At 67.9% G+C, this 19084-nt stretch carries 13 protein-coding genes; 4 read left to right on the top strand and 9 right to left on the bottom strand.

The window, feature by feature from the left end; translation table 11 throughout:
* Nucleotides 1-381: 381 nt before the first annotated feature.
* On the bottom strand, nucleotides 382-2097 hold the full coding sequence (locus tag ACXIZN_RS12335; protein ID WP_457954432.1) for a cation:proton antiporter: 1716 nt from the start codon (nucleotides 2095-2097) through the stop codon (nucleotides 382-384).
* Between the two features lie 122 nt (nucleotides 2098-2219).
* On the opposite strand from ACXIZN_RS12335, the gene ACXIZN_RS12330 reads away from it, so the two are divergent.
* Entirely contained in the window at nucleotides 2220-2543 is a 324-nt protein-coding gene (locus ACXIZN_RS12330; protein ID WP_457954430.1) for a GrpB family protein, read from the top strand.
* A 371-nt stretch (nucleotides 2544-2914) separates the two neighbouring features.
* Here the strand turns inward: ACXIZN_RS12330 and ACXIZN_RS12325 are convergent, their stop codons facing one another.
* Together ACXIZN_RS12325 and ACXIZN_RS12320 are read right to left on the bottom strand one after the other, a co-directional pair.
* Entirely contained in the window at nucleotides 2915-3610 is a 696-nt protein-coding gene (locus tag ACXIZN_RS12325) for a glycoside hydrolase family 12 protein (protein ID WP_457954429.1), read from the bottom strand.
* 37 nt (nucleotides 3611-3647) lie between these two features.
* Nucleotides 3648-6641 carry a glycoside hydrolase family 3 C-terminal domain-containing protein gene (locus ACXIZN_RS12320; protein WP_457954428.1) on the bottom strand — a complete coding sequence of 998 codons (2994 nt, stop codon included), beginning with the start codon at nucleotides 6639-6641 and terminating at the stop codon, nucleotides 3648-3650.
* 217 nt (nucleotides 6642-6858) lie between these two features.
* Between ACXIZN_RS12320 and ACXIZN_RS12315 the strand changes: the two genes are divergently transcribed.
* Both ACXIZN_RS12315 and ACXIZN_RS12310 read left to right on the top strand, forming a co-directional pair.
* A complete protein-coding gene (locus ACXIZN_RS12315) occupies nucleotides 6859-9063 on the top strand; it encodes a glycoside hydrolase family 3 C-terminal domain-containing protein (RefSeq protein WP_457954427.1) in 2205 nt (734 codons plus the stop codon).
* 38 nt (nucleotides 9064-9101) lie between these two features.
* The gene (locus ACXIZN_RS12310) at nucleotides 9102-10112 is read left to right on the top strand and encodes a LacI family DNA-binding transcriptional regulator (RefSeq protein ID WP_457954426.1); all 1011 of its coding nucleotides are present in this window, start codon (nucleotides 9102-9104) and stop codon (nucleotides 10110-10112) included.
* 301 nt (nucleotides 10113-10413) lie between these two features.
* On the opposite strand, the gene yicI is transcribed toward ACXIZN_RS12310, so the two are convergent.
* The 5 genes from yicI to ACXIZN_RS12285 form a co-directional block, all read right to left on the bottom strand.
* Nucleotides 10414-12699: an alpha-xylosidase gene (gene yicI / locus ACXIZN_RS12305; RefSeq protein WP_457954425.1), complete on the bottom strand. Its 2286-nt coding sequence runs from the start codon at nucleotides 12697-12699 to the stop codon at nucleotides 10414-10416.
* Nucleotides 12696-13508, bottom strand: a complete 813-nt coding sequence (locus ACXIZN_RS12300) for a carbohydrate ABC transporter permease (RefSeq protein WP_457954424.1) — start codon at nucleotides 13506-13508, stop codon at nucleotides 12696-12698. Before ACXIZN_RS12300 ends, yicI begins: the two co-directional genes overlap by 4 nt.
* Nucleotides 13505-14389 (bottom strand): carbohydrate ABC transporter permease, encoded by an 885-nt coding sequence (locus ACXIZN_RS12295; protein ID WP_457954423.1) that lies wholly within the window; start codon nucleotides 14387-14389, stop codon nucleotides 13505-13507. Before ACXIZN_RS12295 ends, ACXIZN_RS12300 begins: the two co-directional genes overlap by 4 nt.
* Nucleotides 14386-15663, bottom strand: a complete 1278-nt coding sequence (locus ACXIZN_RS12290) for an ABC transporter substrate-binding protein (RefSeq protein WP_457954422.1) — start codon at nucleotides 15661-15663, stop codon at nucleotides 14386-14388. The genes ACXIZN_RS12295 and ACXIZN_RS12290 overlap by 4 nt, the downstream gene beginning before the upstream one ends.
* Before the next feature lie 294 nt (nucleotides 15664-15957).
* A complete protein-coding gene (locus ACXIZN_RS12285; protein ID WP_457954421.1) occupies nucleotides 15958-17133 on the bottom strand; it encodes a carboxylesterase family protein in 1176 nt (391 codons plus the stop codon).
* 26 nt (nucleotides 17134-17159) lie between these two features.
* On the opposite strand from ACXIZN_RS12285, the gene ACXIZN_RS12280 reads away from it, so the two are divergent.
* Nucleotides 17160-18083, top strand: a complete 924-nt coding sequence (locus ACXIZN_RS12280) for a LysR substrate-binding domain-containing protein (RefSeq protein ID WP_126733025.1) — start codon at nucleotides 17160-17162, stop codon at nucleotides 18081-18083.
* A gap of 5 nt (nucleotides 18084-18088) precedes the next feature.
* On the opposite strand, the gene ACXIZN_RS12275 is transcribed toward ACXIZN_RS12280, so the two are convergent.
* On the bottom strand, nucleotides 18089-19084 hold the full coding sequence (locus ACXIZN_RS12275) for an amidohydrolase family protein (protein WP_457954420.1): 996 nt from the start codon (nucleotides 19082-19084) through the stop codon (nucleotides 18089-18091).

Below are 19084 nucleotides of genomic sequence, written 5' to 3'. Positions count from 1 at the left end.
CAGCGAATTCGGTTACTTGGACCCGGCAATCCCTGTCTCGCAGGGGATCGAGCGGTGAAGCGTGGACGAAAGAAGTACGATCGAACGGTCGAAACGAACTAGTGCGTTCGGACGAATTCCCGTTGGGGCCACGCATGATCCCCGCAAAAAGAGACTTCGATCTTCGACGGACGCTATCGGCGGGTCATTAAATTTCGATGAAACGCCCGGGAAGCGCTGCTCAGCTACGGCACCTGCAACAGCGGCGGCCGGGAGGTCCGGGTCCAGAGCATCTGCCGGCACGACATCTGTGTCGCCGGGCCTGCTGACCGGCGGGACCGGCACGGCCATCGGCGACAGCTCGCGAAGATGACCGCGCAGGGCGTCCGACAGGAGGCAGGCTCAGGAAGCCGGTTTGTCCGCCAACTGCTCGAGGCGGGCCATCTCCACGTCGAGGGCGGTTTGCGCCCGGCTCAACGTCTCCGAGCTGTACCCGCCACTCGACCGGGCCCGCTGAAGCCGTTCGGACTGCTCGGTGAGGACGCGCAGGCGCAGCCGCAGGTATTGCTGGACGTCCGAAGCCGAGCGGCCGGCCGGCGCCTTGCCCGGAACACGCAGGTCCGAACGCACCCGGTCCAGGACAGTCTCACTGAACGGCCCCTCGGCCGGATCGTCCAAAACGGACTTCGCCGCGTCGGCGAGCTCGGTCATGAGCCGGACGTACTCCTGACGCGCCCGGTCCGGATCCTCCGCGGGCACCCGCGCCGCACGGATGACCGCCGGGAGCGTCATTCCCTGCACCAGCAGCGTCGTGGTCGCCACCACGTAGGCGATCAAGACCAGCAGGGCACGATCCGGGGTGTCCTGCGGAAGGGTCTGCGCCGCCGCGAGGGTGATGGCGCCGCGCATCCCCGCCCAGCCGAGCACCACGCCGCCGCGCCAGCCCAGTGTCTCGGTGAGCCGGAACTCGACGTCGGCGGCGGCGCGATCGAGCCGTTTCCGGAAATGCGCCACCCGTCTCGGTGACGCCTTGTCCAGTCGCTCGGTGACGGCGGGATTCGACTCGTCGCCCCGCAGCACCGCCTGTGTCGTTTCCAGCCGTGGCTTGAAGCGTGCGGCTTTCCGCTGCTCGCGGTACAGGCCGGCGACCAGCGGCCCGACGAAGACGACGCGCGCGACGATGACGAGCGCCGACGCGGCCAGGCCGATGACGAGCGCGCGCCAGACGCTCGAACCATCCTCGTGCGCTTCGTCGATGAGGGTTTTCACGCTGAGCCCCATGAGCAGGAACATCCCGCTCTCCAGCAGGAAAGCCGCGGTTCGCCAGTTGACGGTCTCGGCGAGGCGGTCCGTCGCGCGCAGATGCCGCGGGGCGAGATGACCGGTCACCAACCCGGCGACGACGACGGCGAGCACGCCCGAGGCACCGGCCTCCTCCGCGGGCAGGAAGGCGATGAACGGGACCACGAACGAGATGGCGGTGTTGAGCACGGCGTTGCCCAGCAAGGCGCGCGCCCGGACGTTGACGATCCCGACCAGGATCCCGATCCCGACCGCCACGACGACCGAGAAGGCGAACTCGCCCACGACACCCCAGACCGACACCGACCCGGCGACCGCGGCTACGGCCGACCGCAGCAGCACGAGCGCCGAGGCGTCGTTGACCAGCCCTTCACCTTCGAGCACGGTCAGCAGCCGCGGTGGCAGACCGAGCCTCCGTCCCACGGACGTCGCCGCGACGGCGTCGGTGGGGCTGATGACCGCGCCGAGCGCGAACGCGGCAGGCCACCCGATCCCCGGCACCAGCCAGTGGAACAGCCAGCCCGCCCCCAGCGTCGTCCCCACCACGAGCAGGACCGCGAGGCCGGTGATCGGCCGGATGTTCCGCCGGAAGTCGACCATCGGCATGTTCACCGCCGCCGAATACAGCAGCGGCGGGAGCACCCCGGCGAGGATCAGCTCGGGTTCGACCTCCGGATGCGGGACACCCGGCAGGAAGCTCAGCCCGATCCCGGCCACCACGAGGCTCAGCGGAGCGGCCAGGTTCAGCCGTTCGGAGAACGCGGCCACCACCACGATGATGACGACGCCGAGCACGGCGACGAGAGTCAGGTTCACCGGCACGTGTCCTCTCGCGTCCGCGGCTTTCCGAACGTGTCCATTGGTGACACGACGGCACCGCACCCGCAAGTCGGAGCAGTAAGATCGGGGGATCGCGGAGCCGGCGAGCGCGCTGCCCGGTGTCTTCGCGGCCATCGAGCACATCGGTTCCCGGTCTGGCCGCCAAACCGGTGATCGACCTGATGGCCGCGGCCGAAGACCTCGGCGCCGTCGAACGGCACGAAGACGCCCTCGCTGAGCACGGCTACCGCCGCCACCACAACGCAATGACCGACCGGCTGCTGTACGTCGTCACAAAGGACAGCTGGCCGACGCGGCGCGCTACGCCGCACTCAACCGGGCGATCGTGGCCGCCGGAATCGGCCCCGACCGGTACGCCGCGAGCCGGCCGGCCGGGCCCCCGTGCCCTGGGCCTGCTCTCGAACCCGGTGTGGGAGAGGTGAACGAGGCTCAATGGCTCCCGAAGTGATGGGCGGACCCTGGAACCGCATGTCCTGAAGGTGCCCTTGAAGACGATGAACGTCTTCAAGGGNGGCCCCCGTGCCCTGGGCCTGCTCTCGAACCCGGTGTGGGAGAGGTGAACGAGGCTCAATGGCTCCCGAAGTGATGGGCGGACCCTGGAACCGCATGTCCTGAAGGTGCCCTTGAAGACGATGAACGTCTTCAAGGGCACCTTCAGGACATGGCGGCAGGGGTACCGTGATCGTCTCGCCAGGCTGCGGGCATGATCGTCCGGTCCATCGCGCTCGCCGCGCTGCCGGGTATGTCCCGAAGGCCACCGGGCCGGACGAACACGCCGTCACCGGGCAACCGGTCAGGAAGCCGAAACCGAATAACTGTTCGCCGAGAAGTTCATCCCCCCGCTCGACGACGTGATCTCGAAACCGAACTGCACCTCACCGACCGTCACATCGCCGTACCACCCGCGATTCTTGATCCAGTTCAGCACGGCGAGCACGTCGACCGTACCCGCGTTCGTGTTGGAGGTACGCAGGAACGAGAACACCGCGTTGGCACCGTTGCTCCCCCGATAGACGTCCCAGGTGTGGCCGCCGACCGACACCGTGGTCTCCTTCGAACCGATCGCGCCCACGGCACCCTGCTTGTTCATCCACAGCATGATCTCGTAGGCGTTGTTGTTCGCCCAGATGTCGTATGCCGTCGCGTAGGCACCGCCACCCGGCCGGGAGACGTTGAAGCTGCTGGACAGGCTCCGCAGCCCGCTCAACTGGCGGCCGACGTTCCTCGCCGAATGCGGATACGACTTCACCCCACCGGTGTTCGGGTGGTCCGCCCAGACACCGAAGTTGCTGTAGGAGTTCGCCCAGATCGACTGCGGGCCCGCGCCGCCGCCCCAGACGTTGTTGCGGACGGTGTAGCCGCCGTTCGACCAGCTCCCCCACTTGTCCGAAGAGCTCCAGGTGGCGGCCTGCGCCGTCCCTCCCACCGCCAGGACGGCGACCAACGCCATGACGACACCGCCCATCAAGGATCGTGCTTGCCTACGCATAGCCGGGTTCCTTCCGTGTCTTTTCACCAATGGACCGCTACCGCAGAGAAAACGTGCTGATTCTCGAATCGGAGGTGAAGACGAGGTAGACGTCGTGCCGCCCGCTCGGTCCGGACACCGTCGCGCTGGTGGTCGAGTACGTGTACTTGTCGCCGGTACTGGCGATCCGCGCGGTTCCGACGAGCCTGCCTCGCGGACCGCCGAGCCGGATCTCCACCGTGGACGTTCCGGGTTCGGCACGAGCCGTTCTGGCGGTGAACGTCCTCGCTCCGGACCGGAAGTCCACATCGCCGAAGCGCAGCCAGTCTCCCGCGCCGGCACCGACCGCATCCCCGCGGACCTTGCTCTCGTCGACCAGTTCGACACCCGAGTAGTCGTCGAAGTCGATCGCCCTGGTCTCCCGGGACAGATCGCGCGGCGGGATCTGCTCGCCACGCACGGGCAGCGCCGAGCGCAGCCGGATGTCGCCGGCGGACGCGCCGACCATCACCTCGTGGACGGACGATTCCAGCACCCATTTGCCCCGGGTGACGTCCCAATGCCGGAGGTCGGGCACCGACAGGCGCACCGTCTTGGTCTGCCCGGGCTCCAGGCGCACCCGTTCGAAGTCGCGGAGCCGCTGATTCGGCTGCTTGTCGCGGGAGACGAGCTGATGGGTGTAGAGCTGCACCACCTCGTCCCCGGCACGTTTCCCGGTGTTGGTCACCTTCACCGTCGCTTCGAACGTCCCTTGTGGACCCGGCTTGCCGAGCCGCAGATCGCTGTAGCGGAAGTTCGTGTACGACAGGCCGTGACCGAAGGCGTAGAGCGGATCCCCGGTGAAGTACTGGTAGGTGCTGCCGCGTTTCATGATGTCGTAGTCGAGGATGTCCGGGAGCTCGGCGTCCGAGCGGTACCACGTCTGGGTGAGACGGCCCGCCGGGTTCACGTCGCCGTACAGCACGTCGGCCAGCGCGTTGCCGGTCTCCTGACCGGCGTGTGAGGTCCACACGATCGCCGGGATGTTCTCCTGTTCCCAGTTCAAGGTCGTGGGATAGCTGTTCTCGACCACCACGACGGTGTTCGGATTCGCCGCGCGCACGGCTTTGATCAGCTCGCTCTGGCTCCCCGCCAGCGCCGTCGAGGTGCGATCGTGGTCTTCCCTGCCGTTGATGAACGGCATGCTGCCCACGACCACGACCGCTGTTTCGGCCGATCGTGCCGCCTTCACCGCGCTGTCGATCCCCGACGTGATCCGCTCCTTGTGGAACTTCGTCGCCCCCGCCGCGTTCGGCGAACCCAGGGTCAGCGTGCCGTCGGCGGCGACGGTGAGGTAGCTGTTCGGCCCGTCCCAGTCGTTCGGGAGTTCGTAGCCTGCGTACCTGATCACGACCGTGCCGTCGCCGGCGTCCTCCAGCTTGAACTGCTGATGGACGAACCAGTCCCGCGGCTGCGGTGCCTGGTTGAGGAAGGGGCTGGTGGCGTCGGCGAGGTTCTGCCGCTCGACGTACTTCCCGTTGGCGAAGCTGCGCAAGGTCAGCACTCCGTCACCCCACTCGAAGGCGTCGAACTGCTCCGTGGCCCCGGCACTGGTGACGCCCGTCTTGAGCACCGCGCCCGCATCGCCCGCGCCGCCGCTGAGGTACTTGCCGGTGGCGGCATCGCGCAAGGCGATCCGGTCCACGGCCTCGGTGTCGGTGACCTGTGCCCCGCCGCCGAGCCGCGCGCGGATCCCGTCCGCCGGCGTGACCTTGTACGGCAGTCCGCCGGAGTACCAGTCGGTGTACAGGGTCTTGCCCAGCGGTCCGATGACCGCCACTCCGCGCTTCGGGTCCAGCGGCAGGGTGCCGCGGTCGTTCTTCAGCAGCACCATGGCTTCGCCGGCCGTCTTGCGGGCGAGCTGCCGATGCGCCGGGCTGTTGACCACGTCCTTGCCGATCTTGGCGTACGGCCCGCCGTCCGGGTCGAAGTCGCCGAGCCGGAAGCGGACGCTCAGGACGTGCTTCACCGCCCTGTCGATGTCGGCCTCGGCGAGCAACCCCTTCGCCAGTGCGGACGTGATGATCTTGATGGTCGGGCCGGGGTTCTGGTTGTCGACGGTGAAGCCGTCGAGACCGGCTTTGAGGGTGGCCGCGAAGCCTTCCTCGTTGGTCGCGTAGTACTTCTCCGAGCCTGTCAGGTTGTACGGTGCGGAGGCGTCGCTGACGTTGTAGAGCGTCTTGCCGGTCCAGCTCCGCACGACGTCGTTCAGGTCGGGGTTCACCGTCGCGGGCCGCCCGTTGACGAGGTTGTACGACCCCATCACGCCGGTCGCCGCGTCGGCCGCGATGGCCGATTGGAACGCCTGCTCGTCGTATTCGCGCAGCACTCGCGGACGCAGGTTGGAAGACGTGGTGTCGCGGCGGATCTCGTTGTTGTTGGCCAGGTAGTGCTTCAGCACCGGAGCGGTCTTGAGGTACTGAGGATGATCGCCGCTCATCCCCTTGCCGTACGCCGTCGAAATGGCCCCGGTCAGCAGGGGATCTTCGGAGTAGCCCTCCTCGTTGCGCCCCCATCGCGGATCACGCAGCAGGTTCACCACCGGCGCCCACAGCTGGAGCCCCCAGAATCCGGGTTCCTGCGAGTGGTAGCCCCGTGCCTCGTCACCGACGACCGAGCCGACCTGTTCGATCAGCGTCGGGTTCCAGGTCGAAGCGAGCCCGATCGCCTGGGGGAAGACCGTCGCGTTCGCGGTCACCACGGCGCCGTTCGTGCGCTCCGTCGTCCAGCCGAGGCCGTGGAGCGCCTCGGTTCCCGTCTTGAATTCGGGGATGCCCAGCCGCGGGATCGCCGGCTGGAACTGGTGCAGCAACGACAGCTTCTCCGGGAGGGTCAGCCTCCGCACCAGGTCGTCCACCCGCGTGTTCAGTGGAAGGCCGGGATCTCGGAACGGAAGGGCGTTCAGCTCGTCCGCGACCGCGACCGCGGGTGAGGCGAGGCCCAGCACCAGGGCGACCGTCATGGTGAACATGCCCAGCCGGCGTGGGCGGACGAGGCGAGCGGCTCTGCTCATGAAGACTCCCATCGCGAGTAATCGAAGCGCTTCGACGAAACGGGCGGCGATATTCGGCGAGTTTTCGAGCGGTGGTGATCGAGCGAGAGATTCGATTGTCGAAACGATTCGACAGTCGGGTTACGGCGATGTTAGCGGACAGGACACGGCGAGACAATGTCCTCGTCCGTCTGGCAGTCTCGAACACAGTGGACAGTTCCCAGCGGAAGGAATCCCGTTGACCTCGCAGAACGAACCCACCGGCCTCACCCTCGAACAGAAGGCGTCGCTGCTGTCCGGCCGCGACTTCTGGCACACCGAGGCGATCGAGGCCGCGGGGGTCCCGTCGATCATGCTCTCCGACGGCCCGCACGGCCTGCGGCGGCAGGACAGCGAGGCCGACAATCTCGGCGTGCACGACAGCGTGTCCGCCACCTGCTTTCCGCCGTCGGTCGCGGTGGGTTGCAGCTGGGATCCCGACGTCGCCGCGCGGATCGGTGCGGCGATCGGCCGGGAAGCCCGCGCGGCCGGGGTGTCGGTGGTGCTCGGCCCCGGCGTGAACATCAAGCGGTCGCCGTTGTGCGGCCGCAACTTCGAGTACTACTCCGAAGACCCGTTGCTGAGCGGGGTGCTCGCCAGCGCCTACGTGCGGGCGATGCAGGCCGAAGGCGTGGGCGCGTCGCTGAAGCACTTCGCGGCCAACAACCAGGAGACCGACCGGATGCGGGTCAGCGCGGAGGTCGACGAACGGACCCTGCGCGAGATCTACTTCCCGGCGTTCGAGCGGGTCGTGACCGAAGCACACCCGGCGACGGTGATGTGTTCGTACAACCGGGTCAACGGCGTCTACGCCGCCCAGAACCGACGGTTGCTCACCGACGTCCTGCGCGACGAATGGGGTTTCGACGGTGCCGTCGTGTCGGACTGGGGAGCGGTGAACGACCGGGTCGCCGCGCTCGCGGCCGGGCTGGACCTGGAGATGCCGGGCACCGGCGGCAGCGGCGACGCCGAGATCGTGGCGGCCGTCCGGCGCGGGGAACTGGACGAAGGCCTCGTAGACCGGAGTGTCCGCCGCCTTCTCGCCCTCATCGACCGGGTGGTGCCCGCGGGTGGCGACGTCGATCCCGGCGAGCAACACCGGCTGGCGAAAGAGGTCGCCGCCGACTGTGCCGTCCTGCTGAAGAACGACCGCGACACGTTGCCCCTGACCACGCGGTCGGCGGTGGCGGTCATCGGCGAGTTCGCCGCGAATCCCCGCTTCCAGGGCGGCGGCAGCTCCCACGTCAATCCGACCCGGGTCGACACCGCGCTCGACGCGATCCGGGCACTCGGGGGATCCGTGACCTACGCGAGCGGCCTGGACGGCAACGCCGTCGAGATCGCCCGTGAGGCCGACGTCGCGGTGGTCTTCGCGGGCCTGGGCGAAAAGGACGAATCCGAGGGCTTCGACCGGGACACCATCGATCTCCCCGCGGCGCAGGTCGAGCTCATCAAGGCGGTCGCGGCGGCGAGCAGGCGCACCGTGGTCGTCCTCTCCCACGGCGGCGTGGTGTCACTGGAGGGCTGGCACGACGACGTCGACGCCATTCTCGACGGCTGGCTCCTGGGACAGGCAGGCGGCAGCGCGCTCGCCGATCTCCTCTTCGGGGTCACCAGCCCGTCGGGGCATCTCGCCGAGAGCGTTCCGTTGCGTTTGCAGGACAACCCCAGCTATCTCAACTTCCCCGGCGAGTCGGGCCACGTCCGGTACGGCGAAGGGGTCATGGTCGGCTATCGCTACTACGAAACCGCCGAAGTCGCGGTCCGCTACCCGTTCGGCCACGGCCTGTCCTACACGACCTTCGAGACCGCCGGCCTGACGGTCACGCCGACGGGCGACGATTCCGCCACGGTCGCGGTGAGCGTCACCAACACCGGAACCCGCGTCGGCAAACACGTCGTCCAGGTCTACGTCGCCACCGACGCCGCTCCCGTTCGCAGCCCCGCACGAGAGCTCCGCGCGTTCACCAAGATCTCCCTCGAACCGGGTGAGACCCGGCGGGTCGAACTCACCCTCGATCGCCGCGCTTTCGCCTGGTACGACATCGGGCTGAGCCGTTGGGTGGTCTCACCCGGCGACTACACCGTCCAAATCGGCCAGAGCGCCGCGCGGATCGTCGCCGAAGCGCCCATCACGCTGGCAGGCGACGTCATCATCCCGGTCCTGTCGATCGACTCGACGGTCGAGGAGTGGTTCGGTCACCCGATCGTGGGTCCGGAGCTCGGTCAACTGCTCGCCGCGAATCTGACCGACGGTCAGAGCAAACAGGCCCGCGACAGCGCGGACTGGATGCGTATGGTCGCCTCGATGCCGATGCGCCAGTTCACCAAACTCATGGCCTATCGAGGTGTCGAGCTGCCCACCGACGCCTTGCCGCAGTTGATCGAACTGAGCAAGGGCTGACCCCGTCGAATCGATTCGACTCGCACTATCATCGGCTGATGGTCACCATCGCAGACGTCGCCCGGGCGGCCGGGGTCTCCCCCAGCACCGTGTCCTACGTGCTGTCCGGGCGGCGATCGATCTCGGAGGACACCCGCCGCCGGGTCCAGCACAGCATCACCGAGCTCGGCTACCACCCGAACGCGGGCGCCCGCGCGCTGGCCAGCAGCCGCACCAACGTGCTGGCGCTCGTCGTCCCGCTGCGGACGGACCTGAACGTCCCGGTGGTCATGCAGTTCGTCGCGGCCACCGTCACCGAGGCACGCACGTACGACCACGACGTACTCCTGCTGACCAAGAACGAAGGCCCGGACGGCCTGCGCCGGATCGCCGCGTCCGCCATCGCGGACGCGCTGATCGTGATGGACGTCGAAACCTCCGAGCCCCGCTTGCCGGTGCTGAGATCCTTGCACCGGCCGGTGGTGCTGATCGGTGTCCCCTCCGACCCCGGTGACCTGACCTGCGTCGATCTCGACTTCACCGCCGCCGGCTCCGCGAGCGTCACGCATCTGGCCGACCTCGGCCATCGCGAGATCGCGCTGATCGGTCCCTCCCCGGCGGTCTACAAACGCGGCACGAGCTACGCGGGACGCTTCCTGCGCGGCTTCCGCCAGACGGCCACGAAACGCAAGGTGCGCGCCGGTTCGTTCCCGTGCGCGCCTTCCTACGACGCGCTGCGCGCCTGCCTCGACGACGTGTTCGCCCAACATCCCGGCGTCACCGGGCTGGTCGTGCACAACGAGGCCATCCTCGGCCCGTTGCTCTCCGAGCTGAACCGCCGCGGCAAGCAGGTTCCGCGGGACATTTCGGTACTTGCCGTCTGCCCGGAGGACATGGCCGAGGCACAGTCGATTCAGCTCACGTCGATCGCCATCCCCGCCGCGGAACTCGGCAGCCTCGCCGTCGAGATGGCGATGCGCCGCCTCGACGACGGAGGCCAGGCCGAGGTCCGGCTGCTGTCACCGCGCCTGACCGAACGGGGCAGCACGGGCCCGGCACCTTCTCATTGAGGGGTAACCCAGGTGGCGTGCTAGTCAGCTGGCTCGAAGGGGCTTTCGCTACGTCTCATGCGGCGATGGGCCCCTTCGCGCCCTGCCGGAGACGGTGTGGGTCGCGAAAGCCACTTTCGGGACGTCTGGTGTCCCGAAAGTGGCTTTCGCGACATCCGGGCCCTGTGGCGGCGCGGAGCTGAGGTTGCGGACGTTGCGAAAGCCACTTTCGCAACGTTGAAGGTTGCGAAAGTGGCTTTCGCGNGTGTCGCGAAAGCCACTTTCGGGACGTCTGGTGTCCCGAAAGTGGCTTTCGCGACACTCAGGCGGGCGCCCCAGATGACCCAGCGCGGCCTTCCGCCGGGGAGACCGCACCGCGAATCGTCAACGCGCTCCCTGGCGCGACGATCGTCTCGTCACCCGATGGAAAGGCCACCTGCCATCCCTCGGGCGCGGAGTCGACGTCGATGTGGACGCTGTCGCCCTCCCGGCGCGTGCGGAACGTCGAGCCGCCGACGGTGGTGGTGATCCTGGCGCCGTCTTCGAGCCGGTAGATCCGCAACGTGACGCCGTCGGCGTAGTCGTAATCCGGCCGGTCGTCGACGGCACCCAGCGGCAGAACGGTGTTGGGACGCACGAGCAACGGGACGGTGAGCATGTCGCAGACCGTGGTCACCCACCGCGGCCCCTGGATCTCGTCGCCGGTGAAGAAGTCGGTCCACACCCCGTCCGGGACGTAGTAGGTCACTTCGCCCTCGTCCGAGAACACCGGTGCCACCAGGAGCGAGTCGCCGAGCATGTACTGCCGCTCCAGGTGGGCGCACGCCGGATCGGCGGGGAACTCCAGCGCCATCGCCCGCATCATCGGAGTGCCCTCGGCCGCCGCCTGTTCCGCCGCTTGCCACAGGTACGGCATCAGCCGTGCCTTGAGCTTGGAGAACACCCGCAGGACGTCGACGGCCTCTTCGTCGAACAGCCAGGGCACGCGGTAGGACGAACTGCCGTGCAACCTGCTGTGCGAGGACAGCATCCCGAACGCGATCCAGCGTTTGAACAGCGCCGGATCCGGAGTGCCCTCGAAGCCGCCGATGTCGTGGCTCCAGTACCCGAAACCGGACAGGCCCAGGGAAAGGCCGCCACGCAGGCTCTCGGCCATCGACTCGTACGTCGACTCGCAATCGCCGCCCCAATGCACCGGGAACTGCTGCGACCCGGCGGTCGCCGAGCGCGCGAACACGACGACTTCGCCCTCCCCGCGCCGTTCGCGGAGCACGTCGAACACCGTCTTGTTGTAGAGATAGGTGTAGTAGTTGTGCATGCGTTCGGGGTCTGATCCGTCGAAGTAGACGACGTCCGTCGGCACCCGCTCGCCGAAGTCGGTCTTGAAACAGTCCACGCCTTGTTCGAGCAGAGCGTCCAATTTGGACGCGTACCACGCACGCGCCGCGGGATTGGTGAAATCGACCAGCGCCATTCCCGGCTGCCAGAGATCCCACTGCCACACGTCACCGTTCGGTTTCCGCAGCAGATACCCGCCCGCGACGCCCTCGGCGAACAGCGGCGACCGTTGCGCCACGTACGGGTTGATCCACACCGAGATCCGCAGGTCCCGCGCCTTCAGCCGCTCCAGCATGCCGACGGGGTCCGGGAAGGTCCTCGGATCCCATTCGAAGTCGCACCAGTTGAATTCGCGCATCCAGAAGCAGTCGAAATGGAACACGCTCAGCGGCAGGTCGCGTTCGATCATGCCGTCGACGAACCTCGAGACGGTCTCCTCGTCGTAGGAGGTGGTGAACGACGTCGACAGCCACAGCCCGAAGGACCACGCGGGCGGAAGCGCCGGTCTGCCGGTCAGCGCCGTGTACTTGCGCAGGATCTCCTTCGGGCTCGGCCCGTAGATCACGTAGTACTCCAGGGACTGGCCCACGACGCTGAACTGCACCCGCGACACCGCTTCCGAGGCGACCTCGAAGGACACGTGCCCCGGATGGTCGACGAACACGCCGTAACCGGCGTTGGTCAGGTAGAACGGGACGTTCTTGTAGGCTTGTTCGCTGCTCGTGCCGGCGTCGGCGTTCCAGATGTCGACGACCTGCCCGTTGCGCACCAAGGGCCCGAACCGCTCGCCGAGCCCGTAGACCTGGGTCCCCACCCCGAGGTCCAGCTGGTCGCGGACATGATGCTCGCCGTCGAGGCTCATGAAGCCCATGCCCTTGGCGCCGCTGGTGGTGAGCACCTTGCCGTCCGCGACGAAGTCGACCTTCCACCCCTCACCGCGGTGGAGCCGCGCCGACAACGCGCCCGCCGTGAGCGTGTGCCCGTCCTCGGAGATCTTCGCCTCCTCGTCGACGGTCGACAGCTCGAAGCGGGGTTCTCGCGGCAGGCCGCCCTCGAAATGCGTGACGCTCACCCCGATCACGTCCGGCATCGGCGAGGAGAACCCGACCGTCACCACCGGCCCCTTCAACAGGTCTCCACGGTGGCGGACGGGATGGGTCGGCGCGTGCACCACGATCCGGCCGTCCTCCGCGGTGAGGTCGTACACCTCCACCGGATGCGCCGCCTGTACCCCGTCGCGCAGCAGCCAATAGCCGTTGCTGAACTTCATTTGACCGCCCCTGCCGTGATGCCACGTGTCAACGTCCGCTGGAAGATCAGGAAGAAGGCGATCGCCGGGATGACCCCGAGCAACGCCGAGGCACTGGTCATGGTCGCGTCCATCATCCGCTGGCCCTGCAGCACACCCAGCGTGACCGGGACGGTCTGGGTGTCGTTGGAGATGAGCAGGATCAGCGGCAGGAAGAACTCGTTCCACGTCCAGATGAAGAAGAACACGAACAGCACGCCGAGGGTCGGCCTGCTGATCGGCACCACGACGCGCACCAGGGTCTGCCATTTGTTCGCGCCGTCGAGATAGGCGGCCTCGAGCAGCTCGTGCGGGAATCCGACGAATGTCGAAGACAGCAGATAGGTGCCGAACGCGGCCTGGATGATCGTGAAGATGATGATCACGCCGAGCTGTGTGTCGTAGAGACCGGTCTCGTTGGCGAGGAAGTACAGCGGGTACGCGAGCGCTTCCTGCGGCAGCGTGTTCGCGACGAGGAAGGCGACCAGGATCCACGTCCGGCCGCGCACCCGGCCGATGCCCAGCGCGTAGGCGTTCAGCACCGAGATCACCACCGCGAGCACCGCGACCGACCCGCTGATCACCACGCTGTTGAGCAGTTTCTGCCCGAACCCGACCCGGACCCAGAAGTCGATCAGTCCCTGCAGGTACACCCCGTCCGGAAAGGACAACGGGCCGTCCGCCGCGTATTCGGCCGGGGATTTCAGCGCGTTCAACGCCACGACCAGGAACGGCGCCAGCATCACGACCGCGAGAACGATCAACGACCAGAGCGTCATGTGCCGTTTCACGCGTGCTCACCCCGCTTCTGGACACGGAGGAACACCGTGGTGAGCACGAGGATCAGCACCGTGAGCACGGTCGCGATCGCCGCGCCGTAGCCGACCTGCGTCTTCTCGAAGAAGTTCTGGAACGAGTAGTACGACGGCACGTTGGTGGACCCTCCCGGGCCTCCCCTGGTCAGCACGTAGATCGGCCCGAACACCTTCAGCGCGGCGATCGTGCAGGTCAGCAGGACCACGAAGACCTCGGGGCGCAGCTGTGGCACGGTCACATGCCAGAACCGGCCCCACCACGACGCGCCGTCCAGTTCCGCCGCCTCGTGCAGTGAGGGGTCAGCCCGCTGCATCCCGGCCATGAAGATGACCACCGGATAGCCGACCTGGATCCACACCATCACGCCCATCACGCTCCACAGCGCGAGATCCGGGTCGCCCAGCCAGTTCTGGGCGAGCGAGCCGAGCCCGACGGCGGAGAGGAGCTCGTTGACCGCGCCCTCGGGGGCAAGGATCCAGCTCCACACGATGCCGGCGACCGCGATCGGCAGCACCTGCGGCAGGTAGACGCAGGCTCGCAGCACACTCGCCGCCCGCGTCCCGAAGCGCTTGGCCACGAAATCGAACAACGTGGCCGCGATCACCAGTCCCGCCACGGTCGGCACGATGGCCATCGCCACCACCAGCCCGAGGTTGTGGCGGAACGACGCCCAGAAGACGTCGTCCGCGAACAACCGCCGGTAATTGTCCAGTCCTGTCCACTTCGGATCGCCGGCGCCGGACCACTGGGTGAAGCTGATACCGATGTTCATCGCGAACGGCACCAGGATCACCGCGATCAGCAGCAGCGCGCCAGGGATCAGGAAGAGCAGGTAGTTGCCCCGTCCCCTGGTCATTTGCCGACGTTCGCCAGATTCTCCTCGTAGGGCTTGGCGAGCTCGTCGAGCACCTGTGACGGCGAGGCGCTCGAGGTGATGAGCTTCTGCGTCGCCGAAACATGGACGTCGTAGTACCCGGGAGCCGGCCAATCGGGATAGAACGCGAGCTTGTCCTGTGCGGACAGAGCGGTGAAGTCCTCGACCAGATCCTTCAGCCGCGGATCGGCGGGCGGCGTGGGACTGTTCACCACCGGGACCCCACCGGCCTCCCGCAGCTTGTCCTGAATCGGCTGGGACATCGTGATCGCGATGAAGTCGAGCGCGAGGTCCCGGTTCTTCGCTCCCTTGGGGATGACCCACATGTTGCCCGCGGAACCCGCGGTCATCCCCGGCCACGGGACCGAACCCCACTGGAAGTTCTTGATGCTCTGCACCAGCCTGCCGTACCACCAGCTGCCGCTGATCATGATCGGGTACTTGCCCTGCATGAACGACGTGCCCATGCCCTCGGTGTCCGCCCCGGCCGAATCCTTGCTGATGTACCCCTTCTTCACCCAGTCGGCGAAGGTCGTCGCGCCGTAGGTCCACGCGGTGTCGTGGAAATCCACCTTGCCGGTGTAGCGCTGGTAGCGGTCCACCCAGCCGCGGTCGGCCTTGGTGAGGGCGAGCTGGTACAGGATCTGGTGTGCCGGGTACTCCGACCCACCGACGGCCAGCGGGGTGATCCCGGCGGCGGTGAACTTGTCCATAGCCGCGGTCAGCTGCTCGATGGTCCTCGGCTCGTCGAGCCCATGCTGCGCGAACATGTCCTTGTTGTAGAAGACCTTCAAGTACTCGGCGTAGTTCGGGACGCCGTACCAGTTGCCGGTTCCCATCACGCCGTTCTCGTCGTAACGGGCGGTGGTCTGGAGCGCCGGGGTGAGCTGCTTGTCCCAGCCGCGTTCGGTGACCTCTTCGCTGATGTCGGTCAGCAGTCCCTGCTTGGACAGCAGCCCCGCGGTGGCGTTCCCCTTGTTGTACTCCAGGATGTCCGGCGCGTCGCCCGAATTGAGCACCATCGGCGCCGTCTTCTGGATCTGCTCGAACCCCTTCTCCTCGAAGGCGACCTTGACGCCGGGATGGCTCGCTTCGAACTGTTTGATCGCCTCGGCCCAGGCCACGCCCATCGCGCTGTCCGGCGCCTCGTAGTGCCACAACTTCAGGGTTTTCGGGTCACCGCTGCCGGATCCGGACCCGCAGCCCGCGACGGCCAGGATCGCGACCATCGCGGCGGCCAGTACTCGCTTCGACATCAGAGGTCCCTCCAGAGAAGTCGGTGATACCCGCCGGCCATCGTGGCCTCCTTCGGAATCCGCGGTGACCCGAACTGTCGAAGCGCTTCGATGGACACGATAGGACCGCGCGCCCGGTCAGCACAACGTCTTGACCGGGCGCGCTCCCACCTCTACTGTCAGGGCCTTTTCACCAGGCCCGTGCGTGTGCGTGGCGCCGTAACTCGCGTGATTGGAGGCGTAACTCGCGTGTTTCGGGCCGTATGACCCCTGGAGCCCGAGTTACGCCTCCAATCACGCGAGTTACGCGCTTAATCACGCGTGTTCGGGGTTGAAGCTGATGGGACGGTCCGCGACCGGAGTGGGGTCGAGGGTGCCGGTACGGGCGAAGGTCGCCCAGACGGCGCGGAGGGCGGCGCCGAAGGCGTCGACGTCGGGCCACGGGACCTTGCCGAGCATCGGACTGTCCTGCCAGGCCTGCTCGGTGCCGAGCAGCAGCGGCAGTTCCAGGCAGTGGGTGGCGCCGAACTCCGCCCCTTCGGGCCGCCAGTCGAGCCGGTACGACCAGACGTCGGCGCCGGCCGAGCGCAGGCGGTCGCCGAAAGCGGCCAGCGGTTCGACGTAGATCTCGTCGGTGCCCGCGGCGCCGGGGAACGCGGTCATGTCGTCGGCGTTCCAGCCGTACAGCACGTCGAGGTCGCGCACGTTGTCCGCGAAGGACGCCTTGTCCAGCGTGTCCACGGGAACGAACGCGGGTTCCATCGGGTCGCCGGTGAGCCGCAGGTTGGTCAGCGCGGTTTCCTTCTGCGCGGCCAGGATCTCCGGGATCCCGGCGGTGCGCGGGTCGGTGCCGAGCGCGTCGGCGAACACCTGGCCGAGTTTCGCCGCGTGCTCGGGCTGCCGGGTGGCGAGGCCGAGCGGCGCGCTCTGCAGGATCGCCCGCCGGAACAGGCCGTGAGCCTCGGGCAGGTCCATCAGGAGCCGGATGGAGATGCCGCCCGCCGACTGCCCGGCGACCGTCACGTTGTCCGGGTCACCGCCGTAGGCCGCGATGTTGGCCCGCACCCAGCGCAGCGCTTCGAGCTGGTCGGCCAGCCCTAGGTTGCCGGGGCTGACGCCGTCCAGGTACAGGTAGCCCAGCGCGCCGAGCCGGTAGTTGACGCCGACCACCACCACGTCGCCTTCGGCCGCCAGCGCGCCGCCGTCGTACCAGTCGAGCAACCCGCCACCGCTGGAGAAACCGCCTCCGTGCAGCCACACCAACACCGGCCTGCGTCCGTCGTCCAGGCCCGGAGTGGCGACCGTCAGGTTGAGACAGTCCTCGCCCTGCGGGAGCCGATCGCGCGGCGGCCCCATCACGCGGTCCAGCCGGGACGGTGGTTGCGGGCTGATCTCACCGCTCGACGACGTCCGCTCCGAAACGGCGGCCGGCAGGGCGAACCGTGCCGCTGTGGCATAGCGGATCGGTCCGGTTCGGACAATCGTGGTCATACACACCTCGCGGGTAGGATCGGCTGGTGATCTTGCCTCGCCTGCTGGACGGCCGACTGAAGTTCCGCCACCTCGTCCTGCTCGACGCGCTGGCAAGGCAGGGCACCGTGGTCGGGGCCGCCGCCGAGTTGCACGTGACGCAGCCGGTGGCGACCCGAAGTCTGCACGAACTCGAAGAGATCCTCGACGTGCGGTTGTTCGAACGTGGCCCGCGCGGCATCACCCCGACCGTGTTCGGCGAGGCGTTCACCGGGCATGCCCGCGCGGTGCTCGCCCAGCTCGAACAGGCCGGGCGGCACGTCGCCGAGCTGGCCGACGCCGAACGCGGCACGGTGGTGGTCGGCACCCACCTCGCGGGGTCGAACATGCTGCTGCCGCGCGCGATCGCGGCGATCAAGACCGAACGCCCGTACCTGACCATCGTGGTCCGGGAGGGTTCTCCCGAAGCCCTGCTGGTCGAGCTGGAGGCGGGCCGGGTCGACCTGATCATCGGCAGGCTGACAGCACCTTCGGACGAGCGGATCGAGCGGCGCAAGCTGTACGACGAGTCGGTGGATCTGGTGGTGCGCAACGCGCATCCGCTGGCGGGCGCGACCGGCGTCGAACTGGCCGATCTCGCGGAGTATCCGTGGATCCTGCCCGGCGCGGAGACCGCGTTGCGCCGCGAGCTGGAGCAGTTGTTCACCCGCAACGGCTTCCCGCTGCCCGCGAACCGGGTGGAGACCACTTCGTTCCTGACCGTGCGGCAGTTGCTGCTGGAGACCGACGTGATCGCCGCGCTGCCCAGCCTGATCACCAAGGACGATCCGAGGATCACCAGGGTCTCGCTGGCGCTGGAGCCCATCGGGCACAGCGTCGGGCTCACCCTGCCCGCCCAGCGCACGCTCAGCCCGTCGGTGGACGCGCTGATCCGCAGCCTGACCGACGTCGCCACCGGGATGTCGCATTAGGACGGTCACGAAAGGGACAGGAAGCGTTCGGCGTTCCCACTGGTGATCAGCTGCCGCTCGGTCTCGCTCAGGAAGGCGCTCTTGCGCACCACCTCGCCGACCGGCCGCTCGCCGAGCGGGTACGGGTAGTCGCTGCCGACCATCACCCGCTCGGCGCCGAGCGTGTCCACGAGCAGCCGCAGCGCCCGCTCGTCGAAGACCACCGAGTCGACGTGGAACCGGTCGAGGTAGTGCGACGGCGGGAACTCCGAGGTGCCGATCACGTCGTTCCGCCGATGCCAGGCGTTCTCCATCCGGCCGAGCCAGAACGCGAACGACCCGCCGCCGTGGGCGAAGCAGATCTTGAGACCCGGGTCTATCCGGTCGAAGACGCCGCCGAGCACCAGCGCCAGGATCGACAGATGTGTTTCGGCGGGCATCGCGGTCAGCCACCGCGCCATCCACCGGTCCAGCCGGGGCGAATCGGCCATGTCCCACGGGTGCACGAACACCGGAACCCCGAGCGACGCGCAGTGCTGCAGGAAGGTCTCCACCCCGGCGCTGTCCAGGTCCTGGTCGCCGACGTGGTTACCGATCTCCACCCCGCGATGCCCCGCGGCCAGGCAGCGTTCCAGTTCGCGGCACGCCGCGTCGGTGTCCTGCAACGGGACCTGGCAGAACGGGATCAGCCGGTCCGGTGCCGGCGCGACGATCTCCAGCGCCAGATCGTTGAAGATCCGGGCGATCCGGCCCGCCTGCTCGGCGGTCCGGCCGTAGTTGAAGAAGGCGGGCGTCGGGGAGACCACCTGGGTGCGCACGCCGTCGGCGTCCATGTCCAGCAGCCGGGTCCCCGCGTTCCAGCAGTCCGCGCCGATCCGGCGGAACTCCTTCTCCCCCATCATGATCATCGCCTCGGACTCGGTCTCCGCACGCAGCCACGGCGCGTCCGGCCCGGCGTCCGCGCGCAGATCCGGCCAGCCGTTCGGCACGTAATGCGTGTGGATGTCGATCAGGCCGGTCAT

Source organism: Amycolatopsis sp. TRM77291, assembly GCF_054166285.1.
This window is presented reverse-complemented; position numbering and strand designations above follow the sequence as displayed.